This is a genomic window from Pseudomonas sp. BE134 (genome assembly GCF_031456105.1).
In the GTDB taxonomy this organism is placed as follows: domain Bacteria; phylum Pseudomonadota; class Gammaproteobacteria; order Pseudomonadales; family Pseudomonadaceae; genus Aquipseudomonas.
On the sequence record NZ_JAVDUA010000027.1, the window covers coordinates 78885 to 98487 of the forward strand.

General features: G+C 55.4%; 19 protein-coding genes and 3 pseudogenes. 9 read left to right on the top strand and 13 right to left on the bottom strand.

Translation table 11 applies throughout. The annotated features are described in order from the left end of the window. The first annotated feature begins 44 nt into the window (after nucleotides 1–44). A complete protein-coding gene (locus J2Y56_RS21335) occupies nucleotides 45–962 on the top strand; it encodes a LysR substrate-binding domain-containing protein (RefSeq protein ID WP_007943063.1) in 918 nt (305 codons plus the stop codon). A gap of 49 nt (nucleotides 963–1011) precedes the next feature. On the opposite strand, the gene leuD is transcribed toward J2Y56_RS21335, so the two are convergent. From leuD to J2Y56_RS21355, 4 genes are all read right to left on the bottom strand, one after another. Then, nucleotides 1012–1620: a 3-isopropylmalate dehydratase small subunit gene (gene leuD / locus J2Y56_RS21340; RefSeq protein ID WP_310334629.1), complete on the bottom strand. Its 609-nt coding sequence runs from the start codon at nucleotides 1618–1620 to the stop codon at nucleotides 1012–1014. 3 nt (nucleotides 1621–1623) lie between these two features. Then, complete coding sequence (leuC, locus tag J2Y56_RS21345; protein ID WP_150778372.1) at nucleotides 1624–3045, bottom strand: 3-isopropylmalate dehydratase large subunit; 1422 nt, start codon at nucleotides 3043–3045, stop codon at nucleotides 1624–1626. Between the two features lie 149 nt (nucleotides 3046–3194). After that, nucleotides 3195–3944 carry a sulfite exporter TauE/SafE family protein gene (locus J2Y56_RS21350; RefSeq protein WP_310352517.1) on the bottom strand — a complete coding sequence of 250 codons (750 nt, stop codon included), beginning with the start codon at nucleotides 3942–3944 and terminating at the stop codon, nucleotides 3195–3197. A gap of 44 nt (nucleotides 3945–3988) precedes the next feature. Beyond that, nucleotides 3989–4867 carry a LysR family transcriptional regulator gene (locus tag J2Y56_RS21355; RefSeq protein ID WP_007943067.1) on the bottom strand — a complete coding sequence of 293 codons (879 nt, stop codon included), beginning with the start codon at nucleotides 4865–4867 and terminating at the stop codon, nucleotides 3989–3991. A gap of 99 nt (nucleotides 4868–4966) precedes the next feature. Between J2Y56_RS21355 and J2Y56_RS21360 the strand changes: the two genes are divergently transcribed. The 3 genes from J2Y56_RS21360 (at nucleotide 4967) to J2Y56_RS21370 (ending at nucleotide 8407) form a co-directional block, all read left to right on the top strand. Further along, a complete protein-coding gene (locus J2Y56_RS21360; RefSeq protein WP_310352520.1) occupies nucleotides 4967–6136 on the top strand; it encodes a mandelate racemase/muconate lactonizing enzyme family protein in 1170 nt (389 codons plus the stop codon). A 102-nt stretch (nucleotides 6137–6238) separates the two neighbouring features. After that, nucleotides 6239–7546: a C4-dicarboxylate transporter DctA gene (dctA, locus tag J2Y56_RS21365; protein ID WP_007943069.1), complete on the top strand. Its 1308-nt coding sequence runs from the start codon at nucleotides 6239–6241 to the stop codon at nucleotides 7544–7546. Nucleotides 7547–7966: 420 nt separating this feature from the next. Continuing rightward, the gene (locus J2Y56_RS21370) at nucleotides 7967–8407 is read left to right on the top strand and encodes a CBS domain-containing protein (RefSeq protein ID WP_150778368.1); all 441 of its coding nucleotides are present in this window, start codon (nucleotides 7967–7969) and stop codon (nucleotides 8405–8407) included. A 62-nt stretch (nucleotides 8408–8469) separates the two neighbouring features. On the opposite strand, the gene J2Y56_RS21375 is transcribed toward J2Y56_RS21370, so the two are convergent. Beyond that, on the bottom strand, nucleotides 8470–9774 hold the full coding sequence (locus J2Y56_RS21375) for an MFS transporter (RefSeq protein ID WP_310352526.1): 1305 nt from the start codon (nucleotides 9772–9774) through the stop codon (nucleotides 8470–8472). 206 nt (nucleotides 9775–9980) lie between these two features. On the opposite strand from J2Y56_RS21375, the gene J2Y56_RS28535 reads away from it, so the two are divergent. Next, nucleotides 9981–10148: a hypothetical protein gene (locus J2Y56_RS28535; RefSeq protein ID WP_405046876.1), complete on the top strand. Its 168-nt coding sequence runs from the start codon at nucleotides 9981–9983 to the stop codon at nucleotides 10146–10148. Nucleotides 10149–10197: 49 nt separating this feature from the next. Here J2Y56_RS28535 and J2Y56_RS21385 read toward each other — a convergent pair whose 3' ends face one another. From J2Y56_RS21385 to J2Y56_RS21420, 8 genes and pseudogenes are all read right to left on the bottom strand, one after another. After that, nucleotides 10198–11013 (bottom strand): DUF1206 domain-containing protein, encoded by an 816-nt coding sequence (locus J2Y56_RS21385; RefSeq protein ID WP_007943072.1) that lies wholly within the window; start codon nucleotides 11011–11013, stop codon nucleotides 10198–10200. Between the two features lie 60 nt (nucleotides 11014–11073). Next, nucleotides 11074–11184: pseudogene (locus tag J2Y56_RS21390) on the bottom strand (DUF1289 domain-containing protein); the annotation flags it as partial. 29 nt (nucleotides 11185–11213) lie between these two features. Further along, complete coding sequence (locus tag J2Y56_RS21395) at nucleotides 11214–11585, bottom strand: hypothetical protein (RefSeq protein ID WP_007943073.1); 372 nt, start codon at nucleotides 11583–11585, stop codon at nucleotides 11214–11216. 82 nt (nucleotides 11586–11667) lie between these two features. Continuing rightward, nucleotides 11668–12606 carry a copper homeostasis membrane protein CopD gene (gene copD, locus J2Y56_RS21400; RefSeq protein WP_310352530.1) on the bottom strand — a complete coding sequence of 313 codons (939 nt, stop codon included), beginning with the start codon at nucleotides 12604–12606 and terminating at the stop codon, nucleotides 11668–11670. Between the two features lie 3 nt (nucleotides 12607–12609). After that, complete coding sequence (gene copC / locus J2Y56_RS21405) at nucleotides 12610–12996, bottom strand: copper homeostasis periplasmic binding protein CopC (RefSeq protein ID WP_150778364.1); 387 nt, start codon at nucleotides 12994–12996, stop codon at nucleotides 12610–12612. A 77-nt stretch (nucleotides 12997–13073) separates the two neighbouring features. Then, the gene (locus J2Y56_RS21410) at nucleotides 13074–13982 is read right to left on the bottom strand and encodes a copper resistance protein B (protein ID WP_405046877.1); all 909 of its coding nucleotides are present in this window, start codon (nucleotides 13980–13982) and stop codon (nucleotides 13074–13076) included. A 9-nt stretch (nucleotides 13983–13991) separates the two neighbouring features. Further along, complete coding sequence (locus tag J2Y56_RS21415) at nucleotides 13992–15767, bottom strand: copper resistance system multicopper oxidase (RefSeq protein WP_007943077.1); 1776 nt, start codon at nucleotides 15765–15767, stop codon at nucleotides 13992–13994. Between the two features lie 264 nt (nucleotides 15768–16031). Next, the gene (locus tag J2Y56_RS21420; protein WP_007943079.1) at nucleotides 16032–16304 is read right to left on the bottom strand and encodes a heavy-metal-associated domain-containing protein; all 273 of its coding nucleotides are present in this window, start codon (nucleotides 16302–16304) and stop codon (nucleotides 16032–16034) included. A 135-nt stretch (nucleotides 16305–16439) separates the two neighbouring features. On the opposite strand from J2Y56_RS21420, the pseudogene J2Y56_RS21425 reads away from it, so the two are divergent. From J2Y56_RS21425 to J2Y56_RS21440, 4 genes and pseudogenes are all read left to right on the top strand, one after another. Continuing rightward, nucleotides 16440–17105 (top strand): annotated as a pseudogene (locus J2Y56_RS21425) (DUF3833 family protein); the annotation flags it as partial. A gap of 947 nt (nucleotides 17106–18052) precedes the next feature. Beyond that, nucleotides 18053–18619, top strand: coding sequence for a transposase (locus J2Y56_RS21430; protein ID WP_310352534.1), 567 nt, complete (start codon nucleotides 18053–18055; stop codon nucleotides 18617–18619). Then, nucleotides 18595–18873, top strand: a pseudogene (locus J2Y56_RS21435) (DUF4113 domain-containing protein); the annotation flags it as partial. The gene J2Y56_RS21430 and the pseudogene J2Y56_RS21435, both read left to right, overlap by 25 nt. A 66-nt stretch (nucleotides 18874–18939) precedes the next feature. Beyond that, a complete protein-coding gene (locus J2Y56_RS21440; protein WP_338010173.1) occupies nucleotides 18940–19359 on the top strand; it encodes an AraC family transcriptional regulator in 420 nt (139 codons plus the stop codon). The last annotated feature ends 244 nt before the right edge of the window (nucleotides 19360–19603 follow it).

Here is a 19603-nt window from a genome sequence, read left to right on the forward strand (position 1 = left end):
TATCCTTCATAAATAGCGTGATAAACAGCGGAAGTATGCGGTGTATGAACACGAAACGTGACCAATTCCCCTTGCCTGAAGACCTCAAGGTTTTCCTTACTGTCATTCGCAAAAACAGCTTCGCCAGCGCTGCCGAAGAGCTGGGCTATTCGCCGGCGTATATCAGCAAACGTATATCGGTGCTCGAAACCACGCTTTCAACACGGCTGCTCCATCGCACGACAAGGCGTATTGCGTTGACCGATGATGGTGAGCGGGTGAGGGGGTGGGCCGAGAAATTACTGGGGGATTTCGATGATTTTGTCGGTGAAATTTCCGAGGCCCGGCACCAGCCCATGGGGTCGTTGCATATTTGCAGCAGCTTTGGTTTCGGGCGAAACCATGTTGCGCCGGCAATCTGCAAGCTGTCACAGACTTATCCCAAGCTCGATATCCGCCTGGACGTCTTCGATCGCGTTGTCGATATCGTCGGTGAGGGTTTCGACCTGGAGATTCGAGTGGGGGATGATCTTCCGGGTCAACACTTGGGACGCAAGCTGGTCAGTAATCGCCGGGTGTTGTGCGCGACACCCGCGTATCTGGAACGACGGGGCACGCCACATTCGCTGGATGACTTGAAACACCACGATTGCCTGGTGCTGAAAGAACGCAATAACGCCTTCGGCGTGTGGAACCTGACGAAGGACGGGCGGGAGGAGTCCATACATGTCAGCGGCCCGCTGTCCTCAAACAGTGGCGAGATTGTATTGGAGTGGGCGTTGAGCGGTGGCGGGATCCTGTTGCGCTCGATGTGGGATGTGAAACCCATGTTGGAGCAGGGCCGACTGGTGCAAGTGCTTGATGAGTACACCCAGAGCGCCAATGTCTGGGCCGTCTATCCAACCCGGTTAAGCGAATCGGCAAAGTTGCGTATCTGCGTCGAGTTTCTGGAAGAGTACTTGCGTGATCTATCCGTTGGTTGACACCAAGGCGGCAGGCTCAAGCGTGTGAACTGCCGCCAGGCATTTTTGATCAGCTCAACCAGGGATTTTCCGCCAGGTGCCGAGTTTCAAAACTTCGAATTTGCTCGGCACGTTGCAGCGTGGCGCCAATCGCATCCAGTCCCAGAAGCAGGGACTGCTTGCGCAGCTCGTCGATTTCGAAGGGAATCAGCGTGCCGTCAGCCAATTCAATCGTTTGTTCTGGCAGATTCACGCTGATGCGCGCCGTCACCGGGTTACTGATGACGGCTGCAACTTGCTTCAGCTGAGTTTCCGAAAGCTGAATCGCCAACACACCATTGCGCTGGCAGTTGTCGTAGAAAATCCCGGCGAAGCTGGTGCCGATCAGCGCTCTGATGCCCACTTGCTTTAAACCCCAGACCGCATGCTCGCGACTCGACCCGCACCCAAAGTTCGGGCCTACCACCAAAAACGCAGCATCGATCCAGGCGGCCTGGTTAAGGATGAACTCGGGATTGGGCTCACCTGAGTCAAGAAAACGCAGGTCGAAAAACAGGCCCCGATCCAGTCCCTTGCGATCGATCCCCTTGAGGAACTGTTTGGGCATGATGACGTCGGTATCGATGTTGGATGCGAGAAACGGGGCGGCACCGCCACTTACTGTGTCGAAAGGTTGCATGCTTCAAGCCTCCAAAGCGAAAGAGCGAACGTCTGTCAGGTGGCCGGTGATAGCGGCAGCGGCGACCATGGCCGGGCTCATCAAATGTGTACGCGCGCCTGCGCCTTGACGACCTTCGAAGTTGCGGTTGGTGCTCGATGCACAGCGATCTCCTGGAGCCAGGACATCGTCATTCATGGCCAAACACATTGAACAACCCGATTGGCGCCACTCAAAACCGGCATCCAGAAAAATCTGCGCAAGCCCTTCGTCTTCAGCCTGGTTACGAACCAGCGTCGAGCCAGGAACAATCATTGCCCGTACATGCGCAGCCACTCGCTTGCCGCGCACGACGCGCGCAACGTCTCGCAAGTCTTCGATCCGTGCATTCGTGCATGAACCAATAAATGCGTGGCTGATCACCACATCGCTGAGCGGCATGCCCGGCTCCAGGCCCATGTAGTCAAGGGCACGCTGCATGCCTTGGCGTAAAATCAAATCAGGTTGGGCAGCAGGGTCGGGGACATGACTACCCACCGGTGCTGCCTGATCAGGACTGGTACCCCAGGTGACCATGGGCTCCAGATCATTAACATTGAGTGCCACTTCCCGATCAAAGACAGCGCCTTCATCGCTATACAGTTCTTTCCATTTTTGAACCGCCTGCTTCCACAATTCGCCTTGAGGTGCGCGTGGTTTGACTTGCAGATAGGCCAAGACTTTGTCGTCCGGCGCCATGAACGCACCCCTGGCGCCTGCTTCAACGGCCATGTTGCAGATAGTCATTCTGGCTTCGACACTGAGGTCGGTGATCGCCGGCCCAGCGAACTCGATTGCATATCCGGTGGCACCCGAAGCGCCGATTTTTTCAATCAGCGCCATGATGATGTCTTTGGACGTGACGCCGGTGCCCAGCAGTCCCTGTACCGTGACTCGCATGGTCTTCAAACGCTTATAAACCAGGGTTTGCGAGGCCAGCAGGTGCTCGATTTCAGACGTGCCGATGCCGAATCCGAACGCACCCAACGCACCATAGGTCGTGGTATGGCTATCACCTGCAGCGACGACCATGCCCGGCAAAATGAAACCTTGCTCGGGCGCTACCACATGTTCGATGCCCTGACGTTTGTCGAGTACATCAAACAATTCGATTCCGAAGTCGCGGCAGTTTTCTTCGAAGTACGAGACCTGTTGTGCGCCACCCGCATCAGGCATGGTTGCGATACGAACCGGCGCAGTCGGATTCACATGATCGACCACCGCCAGCGTAGCGCTCGGGCGCCAGACTTTACGACCTGCTTCGCGCAAACCGCTGAACGCCTGGGGGCTGGTGTATTCGTTGGCGACTTGGCGATCAATGTAAAGAAGCACATGGCCTTGATCATCAAGCGGGCAAACCGTGTGGCTATCGATGTGCTTCTGGTAGAGCGTTCGAGGGCTGTTCATGGCTGGGTTCTTTCTCTGTCTTGTTCGAGATCACGGGTTCAACATGCCTACAGCATATTGATCCCTCATCGCGCATCAAGACCATGAAAGTGAACGCGTTAAACACGATGTGTGAGCAATCGGAATAGAACTGTAGCGCCCAACAAGCTTCAAGCTTTGAAAATCATCAATGCAGCGCAGAGCACTAGAAACAAGCAAAACCCTGTGCGAAGTGATTTTTCGGGTAAAGCGTGAGCGAGCCTGACACCCCAACTGACACTCAGTAGTCCACCTAGCGCCATTGGGATGCCAATGTGCCAATCGACATGCTCATGTAAGGCATAAGTCATCAGGGTAACCCCCGTACTGGGGACGGCCAGGGCCAGGGATAAACCCTGCGCGACCACCTGTGTAGCACCAAAGACGGTGGATAAAACGGGGGTGGCGAGCACTGATGCTCCTAAGCCAAAAAAGCCACCCAGAATGCCGGAGCCCGACCCCAGAACCATCAGCCATGGCCAAGGTTGGCGTAGCTCAGCGCTGGGCGGCGGCTTACGAAGATACATCTGCAAATAGGTGTATGCGGCCAGCACCAGCATGAAGATGGCAAAGGCTGTCCGCATGGCATCAGGATCCAGGCCCACGGCAATAAGGGAACCCAACCATGCGAAAACCAAACCTGCCGCGGCCAACGGCGCTGCATGACGCAACAAGATTCGGGTTCGTTGGTGGTAACGCCACATCGCGAGCGTCACGTTGGGGACAACCATGACTAGAGTCGTCCCCTGAGCTATTTGCTGATCCATCCCGAACATCAATACCAACGCAGGGATAGCGATGAGTCCACCACCAATCCCGAAAATCCCACCCAAGGTACCTATCGCTGCGCCCAGTAGCAGGTGCATTGCCCATTCGATCATTTCGGCCTCTAGTCATTGAATATGGAACTAATCGATCAGCACTCTCAGCCGCTTCCCAGCCTGGCCCAGAACTCTTCCGCAGACGGACTGATTGAAGCCGTTGGCCGCGTCAGGTGAATTTCCAGCGGGATATCCCAGCTTTCGTCCAGCGCTCTGACTAAGCGCCCATCCGTTACTTCCTGTTCGGTGAGGCTCTTGGGCAACCACGCCACGCCTTTGCTTTCCAGGGCCATGGACATCAGCACCGCCGCCAGGTGGCTGCTGAAAAGTGGTTTGAGGTGAAGGTAATCTTCCTTGCCATGCAGTCGGTGAGCGACGATTCGGCCCAATCCGGACTCTTGGGTATACGCCAGGTAGGGCAGCGATGCGGGTGAATCGCCAAAGTTGGCCGCAGCGCTTGCCAGTGGAACAAGCACATCCTCGCCGACCTTTTTGCCTATGAACTGATCGGCAGCTAACAGCGGAGGAACATCCGGGTGACGATGACAAAGCAGAAACTGCACCTGCCCTTGAATAAGCATCTGCTCACAGACCGCCATGCTGTCGGAGTGCAGTCGGACAGCCTCAATGGGGGCTCCATTTTCTGTGCTTCTTAGCCATCTCGGGAAGAACGTGAACGATAGCGAATGGGTTGCAGCGAATTGCAGAGTCTTGGCAGCCATTCCCGCCACTTCCTGGGCTTCGCTGCGCATTCGGTACAAGCGCCTGGCAGTCTCCTGGGCACTGGGCAAAATTTGCTTCCCGGCCTCGGTCAACGTCGCTCCTTGTGGCGTGCGAATGAACAACTCCACGCCCATCCAATTCTCCAGTGACCGGACTCTGCGACTGAATGCCGGCTGAGTCACGTGCCGCGCTTCAGCCGCACGAACAAAGCTGCCGTACTCCGCAAGCGCTGAAAGGTCTTCGAGCCAAACGAGTTCCAAGGGCAATGCCTCCTGTGCATAGGGCGCGGCATTAATAGCATTGGGCGGGTGTCATCGCAAAGCATAACGTGGGGCCACCAACAACAAGAGGAACCCGTCATGCGTATCGTCGACATCCGTGAAAAAACCGTTTCTATCGCTTCCCCAATCGCCAATGCCTACATCGATTTTTCGAAAATGACCTGCTCGGTCGTTGCTGTCGTCACGGATGTGATTCGCGATGGTAAACCTGTTATCGGCTACGGTTTCAACTCCAACGGTCGCTATGGTCAAGGCGCGTTGATGCGTGATCGCTTCCTGGCACGGATCACCGAAGCCGACCCGGAATCCCTGCTCGATAAAGAGCACGACAACCTGGATCCGTTCGCCATCTGGAAAGCTCTGATGACCAACGAAAAACCAGGTGGTCATGGCGAGCGCTCGGTTGCCGTCGGCACCATCGACATGGCCGTCTGGGATGCCGTCGCCAAGATCGAAGGCAAGCCGCTGTACCGCCTGCTGGCTGACCGTTATCGCAACGGTGTGGCTGACGACAAAGTCTGGGTCTACGCCGCCGGCGGTTACTACTACCCGGGCAAAGACGACGCCAAGCTTCAAGACGAGATGCGCAGCTATCTGGATCGCGGCTATGACGTGGTCAAAATGAAGATCGGTGCTGCACCACTGGCCGACGATATTCGTCGCATCGAATCGGTACTCAAAGTCGTGGGTGATGGCCGTCGCCTGGCCGTCGATGCCAATGGTCGCTTCGATCAACAGACCGCCATTGCCTATGCCGAAGCGCTGAAACCCTACAACCTGTTCTGGTACGAGGAAGCAGGTGATCCGCTCGACTATGCCTTGCAGGCTGAGCTGGCTAATCATTACGACCTGCCGATGGCCACCGGTGAAAACCTGTTCTCCCATCAAGATGCCCGGAACCTGCTGCGCCACGGTGGCATGCGTCCTGATCGCGACTACGTTCAGTTCGACTGTGCTCTGTCCTACGGTCTGGTCGAGTACATGCGCACCCTGAAAGTCATGGAAGAAATGGGCTGGTCGTCACGCCGCGTTGTTCCGCACGGGGGCCATCAGATGTCCCTGAACATCGCCGCAGGCCTGCACCTGGGCGGTAACGAATCCTATCCGGACGTGTTCCAGCCATTTGGCGGTTTTGCTGACGGGATTCGTGTGGAAAACGGCTACGTCGGTTTGCCGGATATTCCGGGTGTTGGCTTCGAAGCCAAGTCCGCCTTGTACGCCGTGATGCGCGAGCTGGGCGAAGGCTGATAGCCCCCGAACGGCGGTCCCTTGCAAGAGGCCGCCGTTATCAGGCGTCACTCACTGACGCCACGCCACACGCCCATCACAAAAATAAAATGAGGTGCTCCCGTGGAAATCTCCAAGTCTCGCTGGTACAGCCAACTATATGTGCAGGTGCTGATCGGTATCATCATCGGTGCAGCAATCGGTCACTTTGAACCGCAAATCGGAGCCAAGCTCCAACCGTTTGCAGATGGCTTTATCAAGCTCATCAAAATGCTGTTGGCGCCTATCATTTTCGGTACCGTCGTCGTTGGTATCGCCAAGATGGGCAGCATCAAGGAAGTCGGGCGTATTGGCGTCAAAGCGCTGATCTACTTTGAAATCCTTTCCACCATTGCGCTGGTCATCGGCCTTATTGTGGTCAATGTCGTAAAGCCAGGCGTCGGGATGAATATCAACGCCAATACGCTTGATGCCAGTGCTATCGCCAAGTACAGCCAGGCCGCCAGTGAGCAGGGCGGGACAATCGAATTCTTTCTCAACATAATCCCGAGTACCTTCATTGGCGCATTCTCCAATGGCGTCATGCTTCAGGTCATTCTGCTTTCGGTCTTGATGGGCGTTGCCCTCGTTCAAATGGGCGAAACCAGCAAACCGCTGATCAATACCATCGACCTGTTTCTGCAAGGGTTGTTCAAGATCGTGGCAATGGTTATGCGTCTGGCTCCGCTGGGTGCCGGGGCAGGTATGGCGTTCACTATCGGCAAATACGGCATTGGTACCTTGCTGTCACTTGGGCAGTTGCTGATTGCACTCTACGTCACCACCTTGATATTCATTGTGATAGTGCTGGGGACCGTTGCTCGATGGTCAGGAATGCCTTTGTTTCAGTTCCTCCGCTACTTCAAGGACGAGATTCTGATCACGCTTGGAACCTGCTCGACTGAAGCGGTGCTTCCGCGAATGATGGTGAAACTTGAAAAGCTGGGCTGCAGGAAGTCAGTGGTGGGCATGGTGCTGCCAACCGGATATGCCTTCAATGCGGATGGCACCTGCATTTACCTCACCATGGCGGCGATTTTTATCGCACAGGCAACCAATACGCCACTGACGTTTATGGATCAGATGATCCTGTTGGGCGTGTTCCTGTTGACCTCCAAAGGCTCCGCTGGCGTGGCGGGTGCCGGGTTCATAACACTGGCGGCAACGCTTACAACCATCCACTCCATTCCGTTGGTAGGCCTTGTATTGCTCTTGGGCATCGACCGGTTCCTGAACGAAGCGCGCGCTGTAACCAACCTGATTGGCAACGGTATCGGCACCATCGCAATTGCCAAATGGGACAACTCGTTCGATGCAGAAGCCTGTGAACGTGAAATGGCCGCAATGAAAAGCGAAACGGCGGCGCGTAAAGCGTTAGTCACGCAAAAATAACCCGCATCGCTTTCCGGTCATTGCTCCATAGAGCAGGGCGCAATGACCGGGCGCCTTTTTTGTCCTTTCTGCACTTTTGTAAAGCGCCATGCATGACAACGTGCACCAGCTAGAAGCAGAACACGAAGCCTCCATTAGCAAACACGTCTAGCTTTGTTCCCCTTGGCCAAAGCCTCCACACACGATGAAATCTCTCAACTACCGACTGGCACAAAGGCTGCAAGGTTTGCATCAGGTCCACCTGGAACGTATTCCACCGGACAGCCCCTCGATCAACGACGATCGATGGGTCGAACAGGTCATGGATACAGGGCAGGGAAGTCTGCCAACACCGTAAAAGAACAGGCAAAGACGCCTGAAACCGAAGGGTTTCAGGCGTTTTTTTTGCTTCTTTAATCGTAATCATCTTCTGAGGTGTGTATGAAAACAGCCGCACAATTGCTGAAACTGAAGGTCATGAAAAACCAGCAGGTACATAGCATCGCGCCAGATCAGATGGTACTTGAAGCCCTGAAGATGATGGCTGAAAAGAACGTGGGGGCTCTACCCGTAATAGAGGACGGGCAGGTGGTTGGCGTGATCAGCGAACGCGACTATGCGCGCAAGGTCGTTCTACAGGGACGCTCTTCGGTCGGTACGCCGGTCAGGGCCATCATGAGCGCACCGGTCGTGACGGCTGACAGTCAGCACAGCATTGAGCGTTGCATGGTGGTCATGACCGACAGTCATCTGCGCCATTTACCGGTAGTGGAAGGCGATCAACTGATTGGCCTCTTGTCGATTGGTGATTTGGTGAAAGAAGCCATCGTCGAGCAGGCCGACCTGATCCGGCAACTGGAGCACTATATTCGCGGGCATTAAAGCGATCAGGGGTTTTGTACTGTTTTTACTTGTCGTTGAGAGGGGAGTCGCGCCGCATCGGGTTACTTGTCGGTATCGGGTGCCCCGATGGCACCGGCAAGTACCCGCTCTCTTCCAAGATACCAACCTGTCAACGCCCACACGCCCGCGCAGAGCGCGCCGACCACAGCGGCCAACACGGCACCCTGTCCCAGCAGGTCAAGGAAGCTTTTGGCCCAACCGCTGACAGCATCACCCGCCCGGTAAACTACGGTATCGATGAAGTTCTTCGCCTTGTATTTGGTTTCGGCATCCAGTGGCGCAAACAACATCTCGCGCCCAGGGCGGACAAAAGCGTACTCCCCAATACGGCGCACGATCATCACGCCAGCGAGCATGGCGAAACTGGGCGCCAAGGCAAGGCCAATGAATCCTGCGCACACCAGGCCGGGAACCACTACCAGCAGGCTACTCAGGCCAAAACGTTGAGCCAGGCGGCCTGTAATGAACAGTTGCGAGCCCAGTGCGCCGGCCTGTACGGCGACGTCAATCATCCCAAACACGCGTACCTGTTCTTCGCGCGTCGGGAAACGTTGCGAGACCAGCCGGGCCTGCTCGAAATACAGGAAGGTGCTGGTGGTGGCCAACAGCACCACGAACAGGCAGACCATCAGCAGATAAGGCGAGCGCAGCACCTTGGTCAGGCCGCTAAAGGGGTTGCCCGCCACCGGCCGCTGTGGGTTTTCGCCAGGCGCCGCGCCGGGTCTTCCGGCACCGCCTGATGCCCGCCAGGCCATCAGGTAGCGCTTGAACGCCAACGCGAGCACCAACAGGAGCGCACTCACCAGTACCAGCCCGGCTTGACCCAGAAAGTTGACCAGCAGCGCACTGGCCGCTGGCCCAAGAAGACCACCAACGCTGGCACCCGCCGCGATGAAGGCGAACAGGCGCCGCGCCTGGGCTCTGTCGAACACATCGGCCATCAGGCTCCAGGCGACTGACACCACGAACAGGTTGTAGACCGAAATCCATACATAGAAAGTGCGGGCCAGCCACACGCTGTCAGGGTGCCGAGCGAATGCTGACGCGAAGCCAACGAGATTAAGCACGAAGAAACCGTAGACCCAGTCGACGAACTGCGCGCGCGGCACTACGGAGTTGAGCCAGCCGAAAAGCGGCACGGCCACCAGCATCAGTACGAACGTCGCTGTGAACAACCATTGAAGATTGTCGACGCCGGCCTGGATACCCATCGCATCGCGAATGGGCCGCAACATGAAATAACCACCGAACAGGCACAGGAACAAAGCAAAACCGGCGAATGCAGGGAGCAATTCGCCGGGCAGCGCATTGATCGCCCGGGCGGCGCGAGGACTGGAAATGCTCACACTATTGTTACATTCGTCATTTTTATTTATTCCTTGTGGGTATGGTTTCACTTTAGTGCACGGTGCCTGGATTGATTACCCATCGAGTAGTGCGCAGGCCTGTGATAAAGATTCAGCAATAGCTTCTAGCGGGACGTTCCGTTGAAAAGGGCGAGTACACCGAAGATCTCTTTTCGATCTCTCAGCATGAAGCGACTGAGAAAGTGATGGGCGTTTTGGATGCCATCAATGGACGATGGGGCAGGGGGACGATGCGATTAGCGAGAGTTGCAGACCGATCCACCGCAGGGAACGGAATGATGCCGGCGCTCCTTCTCACCTCAGCGATTGCAAAGTTCTGGTGGAGCTCATGGGCGTTTTCGATCAGGGGTTGATGACCGCCTCGGCGTGTTACCGGCAACCTACACCAGCATCACGTAGCGACTATGATGTCGGTACCCCAGGCACATCCATGTTTATTTTGCGCCAAGCGGCTTCGGAAAAGCAGTAAGCCGAAAAGGCAATCAACCCCAAAGCCATTACCATCAGAATCAAACCTCCGGCTGGCAGGTTCTGGAGAGCATCGAGGGCTTCCTTCATGCCAGGAGGATCCATGGCTTTATAACGGGAGCCGCTGATCGCCAGTAGCAGCGCTATCTCAATAAACACCACACCTCGGGCTATGAGTCCAATCCGAGACACCGGGCGTATATAGCGCATCACGTCTTCGTCAGCCTCAAAGTACTTCTCGAACGAAGCCTTCCATCCCTTGATGATGTGAGCAATACCTACGCCTAGTGGGACGAGCGCCACGAGGTAAACCAACACGTTTGAATGATCCCAAGACAAAAGATGCGCCAGTAAATCCTTTGTCTCCCCACCTCCGGAACTGCCTGAACTCCTAACTCCGGTGATGAGTAGGCCCAATGCAAAAAACGCAAGAGCGCCATTAACCAAACCTCCCGCCAACAAACCTGCACGAATCACCAACCCCTTGAGTTTCGTACCGTGATGATCGACATCGCCAATTGCTTGCAGCACGCGCCACCCGGCAAAGGCTAGCAAACCAGCCACCACTAGCCCGACCAGGACATATCCGAATGGCTGGCTTAACAACGCCTCAAGGCTTTTGTGACTGTCCTTCGGTTTTGTCGAGTCTTGAGCCGCCAGGAGAGCGAAGATACCTATGATCAGATACAGAACACCTCGAGCGGCATATCCGCCCCGAGCGAGTACGACAAGGGTGTGTTGCGCAGACATGGGATTATTTCCGAGGAGATATACAGGAGCAGACCTATCACCTCGGGAGAGGTTCGATATTTGCACCGCGGCCATTTTCTCAGGCCGCTTCATGCGTTTCCACTTCCTGATGTCTTCCTTGCTACGTCCGCAGCTCACACAAAGATCGCCGCTCAACTGGCAAACCGAAATGCATGGATTTTAGATTTCTTTAGCCATCGTCAAAAACCTTTGGTCACGCGTGATTGCGCCAGGCGTTTCTGCCAATCGCCACCATGGATGCGTTGGCACTCCTCCTCAGAGTCGAATCGGACGGTGTGATCTGATGGGCCCCAATCAACGCCTGCCTCGTTTAGCGCGATCGCTGTTAGCTCAAAGATCCGCGCCTTCGCGTTAGCCTGGGCGAGCTTTTTTTCGGCTAGCGTTTCGAATACCCAGGTCACCTTCAAGGTTTCAGGCAGCGCATTCAAATCTGCTGTGTGGGTAAGCCAGGTAAAGCCTTTGATCTCACCTTTTGCTGTCTCGCATGCATCGGTAAGCGTTGTAATTAAACGGCGCTCAATCCGTGCAAGTTCACGTTTACCTAAGGGCATAGCGGGCTCCTTTGGAGACCAAAAAATGGGAGGCACTCTGCACCGAGTGTAGGGAGACAACAAAGGTACTCAATGAGAGCCCCTACTCAGCTGACATCTCCATCTCTGGGCTGAGGGTGCCGAGCCAGGAAACCAGGCCCATAATGATAACCGCGACCGAGAACTCTAGAATCATGCTGCGGCGTAATGAGTTGATGGCGACGGTGTGAGTACCTGCCTGAATGGATCGCTCGAGCAGCGGGGTCAGGTGAAAGCGGTTCACCGCCGCAAATACCAGCATCCCCGCAAACAAGAAGACCTTTAAAGACAGCAGGGCCCCGTAAGTGCTAGTGGTCAACGTCTCGAATGCTGGCCCGACAACCAGCAGATAGTTGATGATTCCGGTGACAGCCAGGGTCGCGACGATAATTGCCCCCGCTGATTCGAAACCACTCAGCGTTCGAGCCAGCAATCGTATCTGCAGATCGCCAGTGAGGTTATTTGCGCGCAATAAAAGCGCGAATGCGGCGAGCGCGCCCAACCAACTGCCGGCACCCAGAAGATGAACGATATCGCTGGTGAAATGCAGGTAGCGTCGACTGCCTTCATCCATAGCGCCATGTCCTGTCCAGGCCAGCGTCGCCAAGGCGATGGCCCCGCATAGTGAGACCAGCCAGAGGCTCAATGCCGGTGCCCGACGATTGAGCGGGGCGGCGATGACCACCACTGTCAATGCCGCTATTCGAACCATCCAGGTCAACCCGACGTCAGTTTCCATCAGCATCATTTGCAGGATGTGGTAATGCAGCTCCATGACGCTGGGCACACCACTCATCGTCTTGGCCATGAGCAGCATGGCCGTCATCGATAACAGTATGCCGATAACTGCCGTTCCTACCAGCAACGACCCAAAGTTCAATACGGCACCGTCTGCGCGCTCCTTTCCTTTGAGGCTATACAGGCCAAACAGGGCCAGCCCGAAGAGCAGCATCAAGTCGATATAGAGCGCAAAGCGAAGGCTGATGTAGATTGAATCATCCATGGGTCATTTGACTTTAAAGGTCATGGCGCCTGTGATTGGGTGTGTATCGGAAGATACGGCGCGCCACTCAACCTTGTAGGTGCCGGGTGGAAGCGGTGCTGCCGGGGTGATGACCATCATTTTCGGATCGGCGCTGCCCGCGACACTGGCTTTGACACCCATGGGGGAGTGCGCTGACATACCCGGCATCTCGGTCATGATCAGTTTTGCGCCGGAAAACTGGGTGGTGAGATTTTCTGAGAAATTCAATTCGATTTTTGCTGGTGCAGCCACCGCAGTGCCTTCGGCTGGGGTAGAGGACAGCAATTTTGGATGCGCTTGGGCAACACCACTCAACAACAGACCGGTGCTGAGTGCAGCAACAGTGATGAGGGTTTTCAGAGGTGACATGCAAAGCTCCTAACGGCCTGAGCCGTGGATCGGGGTTTTTTGTTTGAGTTGCGTTGGGATGCACGTATCTCTCAGTTTTAGAACCACATCCGCACACCGGCGACAAAACGTGTATCGCTGCGCTCTTCACCTTCTTCAAGGAGGTAATCCGCTGTTTTTCCGTAGGCGTGGTTCCAGGTTACGCCGATGTAAGGAGCGAACTCGGGGCGTATTTCATAACGCAGTCTCAGGCCAACCTCTGTGTCAGACAGTCCGGAGCCTGTGGCACGTTGTGGATCGTTTTTGCCATAGAGGTTCATTTCAGCAGTGGGCTGCAGAATCAAACGGTTGGTCAGCAAAATGTCGTATTCGCCCTTTAGCCGCAGCGCGGTCTGGCCTGCCTCGCCCAGGTAGGCGGTGGCTTGCGTTTCGAAGTTGTAAAGTGTCATGCCTTGCAGCCCAAGTGCAGCCCAAGTCTGGGGTGCGCCAGGTTTGAAGTCTTGTCGCACACCACTGACCACATCCCACCAAGGGCTGATGGCGTGCCCCCAGAGCGCTTGAAGCTCAGCGCTTTCAGTCACGCCGTTGGTTCGCTCACCTTCGCTGCGTAGCCAAAGACGATCGGTGTCGCCGCCAATCCAACCGTTGGCTTCCCAACGCAGTGCGCTGCCCTCGTTGGCGTCTTGCCATTCGAGTTGATCGATCAGGAAAAACGAGTTGATCGAGCGGTCGTGCATCTGATGGCCGGCATGGCTTTCAAACACCGCTGCGCGATCAGCATCAGTGAGCGCCGGGATAGGTGTACGGTTTTGCTGGGGCGCGGCGGGTTTCATTCCCTGCATTTGGGAGTGATCCATACCCTGCATTTGGGAATGATCCATGTCCTGCATCTGTTTGCCGTCCATACCTTGCATCGGCTCGTTCTCCCCATACGCAAGCGGCATGATCCCCATCCCCAGGATGCCCAAGCCGGCGAGTATCGGTTTAGCGGTTCGTTGAAAGTTCATGTCTGGCTCCTACTCCTGCACACGGACTTCGCGGAACATGCCCATTTCCATGTGATACATCAGGTGGCAGTGGTACGCCCATCGCCCCAGAGCATCGGCAGTCACGCGGTAGCTGCGTTTGCTGCCTGGCGGCATGTCAATGGTGTGCTTGCGAACCATGAAATCACCGTTTTCATCCTCCAGGTCACTCCACATGCCATGCAGATGAATGGGGTGCATCATCATGGTGTCATTGACTAGAACTACTCGGATGCGCTCTCCATATTTGAGATGGAGCGGCTCGGCATCCGCGAATTTGACACCGTCAAAAGACCAAGAGAACTTTTCCATGTGTCCGGTCAGGTGCAGGGTGATGGTGCGGCTCGGTTCCCGGCCATCGGGATCCGGGAAGGTGCTCTTCAAGTCTGCATAAGTCAGTACCCGGCGACCGTTGTTTCTCAGTCCCATGCCCGGATCATTGAGTTTCGGCGTGGGGCTCATCGCCTGCATGTCGATAAGTGGGTTATTCGCTTCCGAGGCCGGGTGCGGCTCCATCGAAACTGTGCCGTTCATGCTGTGCATCGAGTGGCCAGACATGCTTGTCGAGTCTGGCATCTGGCTGTGATCCATGCCTTGCATCGAGTCCTGGTCCTTGCCCGTCATATTGCCGTGATCCATGCCAGCCATATCACCCATGCCCATGTCGCTCATCGTGATCAACGGACGTGGATCCAAGGGCGGCACAGGGGCCGAAAGCCCTTCATGTACAGCCAGCGTACCTCTTGCAAAACCGGTGCGATCCATCGACTGGGCGAACAAGGTGTATGCGTTTCCGGTGGGTTCGACAATTACATCAAAGGTTTCGGCTACGGCAATGCGGAACTCATCGACGCTGACCGGATTCACGTATTGCCCGTCTGCTGCGACGACGGTCATCTTCAGGCCAGGAATGCGCACATCGAAGTAGCTCATGGCCGAGCCATTGATAAATCTCAGACGCAGCCGTTCGCCAGGCCTGAAAATACCTGTCCAGTTGCTGTCGGGAGCCAGCCCATTGAGCAAGTAGGTGTAAGTGGCGCCGCTGACGTCGGCAAGATCCGTGGGATTCATCTTCATTTCAGCCCACATTTTTCGATCCGCGACGGTGGAAGACCAACCGTTTTTGCTCACGTCATCAATGAAATCGCCGACAGTGCGCTTGTGCATGTTGTAGTAACTGGATTGTTTCTTGAGCTTTTTCATGACCCGCTCAGGGTCTTCATCAGTCCAGTCGGAGAGCATCACCACATAGTCCCGGTCGTAGGTGAAGGGTTCGGGGGCTTTTGCATCGATGACCAGAGGCCCATAAACTCCGACCTGCTCTTGGAAACCGGAATGACTGTGATACCAGTACGTGCCGTTCTGTTTGACCTTGAACGAGTAAACGTACATGCCGCCCGGTTCGATGCCGTGAAAACTCAGACCCGGTACACCGTCCATATTCACGGGCAGAATGATGCCGTGCCAATGGATCGAGGTGTCTTCCTTGAGCCGGTTCCTGACCCGCAACGTCACCGTATCGCCTTCGCGCCAGCGCAGTATCGGACCTGGGAGGCTGCCGTTGATGGTCATGGCGGTGCGGGGCGTGCCCGTGAAGTTCACCCCCATCTCACCGATGGATAGCTCGAAATCAGTATCGGCAAGCACATTCGGCTGCCCCTGGCTGGTAATGGCCCACACCGGGTTGCGCCACAGCCCAAAGCCCGCGAGTACCCCACCTGCCGCCAAGGCTTTCACGAAAGTGCGTCTTGATGTTTTGGAATGCATGGAGGGGTTTCCAATAAGTCAGAATCCAGGCAAATGCGGATCCGCTGCCCCAGTGCGGCCAGGGTGCGCTTCAGGAGTGCGGTGCCAGCCGCTATCTAGCGCGCAAGATGCCACATGAACGGAAGGCCGGTGATTACATTTCCGTAAGGTTGGCAAAAGGTAGCCCGACTGGTGCTGCGCTTGAGCAGTACCCATTGGCTTGTGATGCTTCGACAGGCCCTGTCTGGTTGGTCTTCAGGGGTTCTCCAGTTTTAAACAGAGCGCTTACTGACAGCAACAACCGCAGCCGTTCCCGCCACAACCTGAGGTTTTCTTCTCTTTTTGGACGGCATTTGCCGAAGACTGCGCGGGATAGCCAGCTTCTTCCAGGGCTGCAAGCAATACATTGCAGTCCGAATCACCGCCGACCTTCACCCGACCCGATTGCAGATCGACGGCCACTTCACTGACTCCATCGAGTGCGTGCAACGCTTCGGTTACATGCTTGACGCAAGAGCCGCAGCTCATGCCCTGTACTTGCAACTCAACGGATTTCATAGATGATTCCTCACGAAAAATAGTCGTAGAGATACTGATGTATCCGGCTTTTTGTGGCCTTGGTTTATCCTCAACCTTGTCACGGTAGTAAGGTCAAGCAGGTTCTATGGCCCAAACAATCGCAATGCGGCGCAGGTGCAAAGCGTTGCCGTGGAGCAATACGCCCAAGAGCAACCGACGCTGGATCTCGTGGCGTTCTTCTCAAGGCCGGTACAGGCTCGGGGTCTGTTCCAGAATCGCTCGGGTGAAGTGGTCAAGCGTTTCCATGTTCAAATCGAGAGCCGCGAAGAAGGCCAGCAGCTGATCCTCGAACGTTTTCTCTACAGCGATGGCACGCGTCAGCGCCGCGTCGGGACGCTGCAGCCAGCCGGTGCCGGGCGTTGGCGTGGTCGTGCGGACGACGTAGTGCGGCTGGAAGAGAAAATCGCCAAGCTCAAAACTCAAATGAAGGAGCTTCAAGCGATCGAAATCCAGCTCAATGAATCGCCGGATAAACAGGTCTCACTGACCGATCCAGACGCCCGTTCCATGATGACGCGCGGCACAGGAATCGTCGGCTACAACGTGCAGACAGCGGTCGATACTCAACACCATTTGATCGTTGCGCACGAGGTGACTAACGTCGGTTCCGACCGCGATCAACTCAGCTCGATGGCCAAGCAGGCTCGCGAGGCGATGGCGTCAGATACGTTGTCGGCTAATCGAGGTTACTTCAAAAGCGAATAAATCCTGGCCTGTCACGATGCAGGCATCACCGCCTATGTGCCCAAGCCGATGACCTCTGGAGCCAATGAGGGAGGGTGAGCACTGTCTCTGTGCTCTGTGCTCTGTGCTCTGTGGCTAGCAACCTAAAGCCCGTCGATCATCGGCTGGTGATTCTCCGGACTTTTAATGCTACGTAGATACACGTGGCTTGGGAGACCAAACCGATAAATGACCGACTACAACTAAAATTTCTCGAAAGTACGGAAACCGTTTTTTCAAAAAATTAGTTCTCTAGTTTTCAATTTGTTAATTCGGAGTTCTAGGTGCGGCAATCGAGAATTAATGCGATCGACTGTAATTGACTGAAATTTCTAGCTTTCTTTGTTTCGGAGAGTAATGATGCGACTTTGTATGTTGAAAGTCTCATTTTTACTTCAGAAACATTAGGGGGAAGTGCATTTTTATTTGACCTGGATTGCATGAAAGTCGCATTTTGTTTTACAGAACCGCAGTTCGCATTGCTGAAACTAGCTATCGAGTGATTAACGTCTGTCGCTTTCATGAAGGTGTCAGCGTTTGGTTAATTAATCGAACTTCTATGACGAAGCCCGGTACGTTCGGATAGGCGGTTCGGACGAAGCCGGATAGATGGGGGCGAGTTGAGCATGGAATTTCAGCGAGCAAACAGTACATTTAGTACTGCATGCACCTTCAGCGCTTAGCAACAACGCATATAAGGTTCTTCACGGAATCCCGAAACACAGAAACAAAAACGCCGATTTGGTTGATGATGTTCGTGCGAGCAAACACATCTAACAAACCAGCGTTCTTATGCCCGATATTAATACTTTTCTTCCCTTTTTGGAGGGCTTTCTGTCGTCACGATCAAGCCTGATGGCGACGCCCTTCAGATTGATTTGACACCCCAGGCCACCCGATTTCCATCCTGCGGCGGCTGTCAAAAACCTTGTTCAACCACGCATTAGTACTGCCAACGAGTCATTCGTGATTTGCCTATTCTCGGCCGTGTGGTGCGCCTCAGCGTGTTGCTTAGACGTGTCGGTTGCCGTGATTGCGGCAAACGTATGGAGGCCGTCAGCTGGCTGGATCGCTATGCCCGGATGACGCGCCGTCTGGCCGATGCCGTCATTCAAGCTTGCGAGCGCCTTCCCACGTTACATGTCGCTCAGCTGTTTGGTTTGCATTGGGATAGCGTTCGACTGCTGGAGCGTCGAGCCTTGCAAGTGGCGTTGAGTGTTTTGCCCAAGGCGCAACCACCACGCCTGGTGATGGACGAGTTCGCGTTATTCAAAGGTCATCGTTACGCCACCGTTGTCATGGATGCCGATACCCGGCGAGTGCTGTGGATCGGTGAAGGCCGCAGCCGAGCGGCAGTCAGGCCGTTCTTCGAAGAGCTGGGGTCGCAAGGTTGCGCTCAAATTGAAGCGGTCGCGATGGACATGAACACCGCGTTTGACCTGGAGGTTCGCCAGCATTGCCCGAACGCACGAGTGATCTACGACCTCTTTCATGTGGTGGCTAAATATGGCCGTGAGGTGATTGATCGAGTCCGGGTCGACGAAGCTACCCAACTGATGATGTTCGATTGATGACGTAGGCGGCGGTAGAGGCTGTTGATCGTGTGTTCCAACCAGGGTTCAAGTACAGCAAAGCAGAGGTGCTACTGCTCAGCCTTTGCCAGAAAGGCGAGTACACCGATGACCTGTTTTCCATCTCTCAATCGGTCGCGACTGAGAAAGTCATGGGCGTGCTGGATTCCATCAATGAGCGATGGGGTAGGGGAACACTGCGCTTGGCGAGCGTGCCGACCGATCCTGATTGGGGGATGCGCCGGGAAATCGTGCTGGGCACAGCCATTGAGTTTTCCCAGGAGTTTAATGCCATCGTTTGCCGAAGGCGCGATCTGGACATGCCCATTCCTGCGGCTGACCCAGCATTGCATCGCGAAATAAAGCGATCGCTGGACATGCAATTGACTACCCAGCGCGACGAGCCGGCGCAGCGGGTACGCCAGATCGTCAAGATGCTGCTGCCCAGCGGACTGTGTTCTGTCGATGGGATTGCCCAGCATCTTGGCATGCATCGACGTACCCTTAGCCGACACTTGGCGGTCGAGGGAGAAAGCGTCACAAAGATCATCAACGCTGTGCGCGCTGAACTCGCCGAAGAGTACTTGGCCAACAGCAAACGCCGATTGTACGAAGTGGCCGAACTCCTCGGCTTTTCCTCAGCCGGTGACTTTTCACGCTGGTTCCGCAGCCAGTTCGGCAAGACACCCTCGGATTGGGCCGCCGCCTACCGAGAGAGCAAGGCGACACTGCCGCTTTAATCCGTTGGCCCGCCTTGCCATCGCATGATGGAGCGCGCGGCCATTATCGGCGATAAGCCCTATTGATATGTAAATAGTCCAGAGATCGAAGACGCTTCTGAGCGGATCCTTTGGGTCGTTTCCTGTCCGTCGCGAGAGGCAGAAAACGACCCTAAGCGGCCGGTGGGGACAGTCAGAAACTGGCCTTTTTTTTGTCTGTCCCCAATGGCAGAAATTGGCCGATTTTAGCCTTTCGCGATAGGCA

Excerpts from the sequence above, each read along its gene's own strand:
- J2Y56_RS21335 (WP_007943063.1), top strand. The coding sequence starts at position 45 with ATGAACACGAAACGTGACCAATTCCCCTTGCCTGAAGACCTCAAGGTT.
- leuD (WP_310334629.1), bottom strand. The coding sequence starts at position 1,620 with ATGCAACCTTTCGACACAGTAAGTGGCGGTGCCGCCCCGTTTCTCGCA.
- leuC (WP_150778372.1), bottom strand. The coding sequence starts at position 3,045 with ATGAACAGCCCTCGAACGCTCTACCAGAAGCACATCGATAGCCACACG.
- J2Y56_RS21350 (WP_310352517.1), bottom strand. The coding sequence starts at position 3,944 with ATGATCGAATGGGCAATGCACCTGCTACTGGGCGCAGCGATAGGTACC.
- J2Y56_RS21360 (WP_310352520.1), top strand. The coding sequence starts at position 4,967 with ATGCGTATCGTCGACATCCGTGAAAAAACCGTTTCTATCGCTTCCCCA.
- J2Y56_RS21370 (WP_150778368.1), top strand. The coding sequence starts at position 7,967 with ATGAAAACAGCCGCACAATTGCTGAAACTGAAGGTCATGAAAAACCAG.
- J2Y56_RS28535 (WP_405046876.1), top strand. The coding sequence starts at position 9,981 with ATGGGCGTTTTGGATGCCATCAATGGACGATGGGGCAGGGGGACGATG.
- J2Y56_RS21385 (WP_007943072.1), bottom strand. The coding sequence starts at position 11,013 with ATGTCTGCGCAACACACCCTTGTCGTACTCGCTCGGGGCGGATATGCC.
- J2Y56_RS21395 (WP_007943073.1), bottom strand. The coding sequence starts at position 11,585 with ATGCCCTTAGGTAAACGTGAACTTGCACGGATTGAGCGCCGTTTAATT.
- copD (WP_310352530.1), bottom strand. The coding sequence starts at position 12,606 with ATGGATGATTCAATCTACATCAGCCTTCGCTTTGCGCTCTATATCGAC.
- copC (WP_150778364.1), bottom strand. The coding sequence starts at position 12,996 with ATGTCACCTCTGAAAACCCTCATCACTGTTGCTGCACTCAGCACCGGT.
- J2Y56_RS21410 (WP_405046877.1), bottom strand. The coding sequence starts at position 13,982 with ATGAACTTTCAACGAACCGCTAAACCGATACTCGCCGGCTTGGGCATC.
- J2Y56_RS21415 (WP_007943077.1), bottom strand. The coding sequence starts at position 15,767 with ATGCATTCCAAAACATCAAGACGCACTTTCGTGAAAGCCTTGGCGGCA.
- J2Y56_RS21420 (WP_007943079.1), bottom strand. The coding sequence starts at position 16,304 with ATGAAATCCGTTGAGTTGCAAGTACAGGGCATGAGCTGCGGCTCTTGC.
- J2Y56_RS21440 (WP_338010173.1), top strand. The coding sequence starts at position 18,940 with ATGCCCATTCCTGCGGCTGACCCAGCATTGCATCGCGAAATAAAGCGA.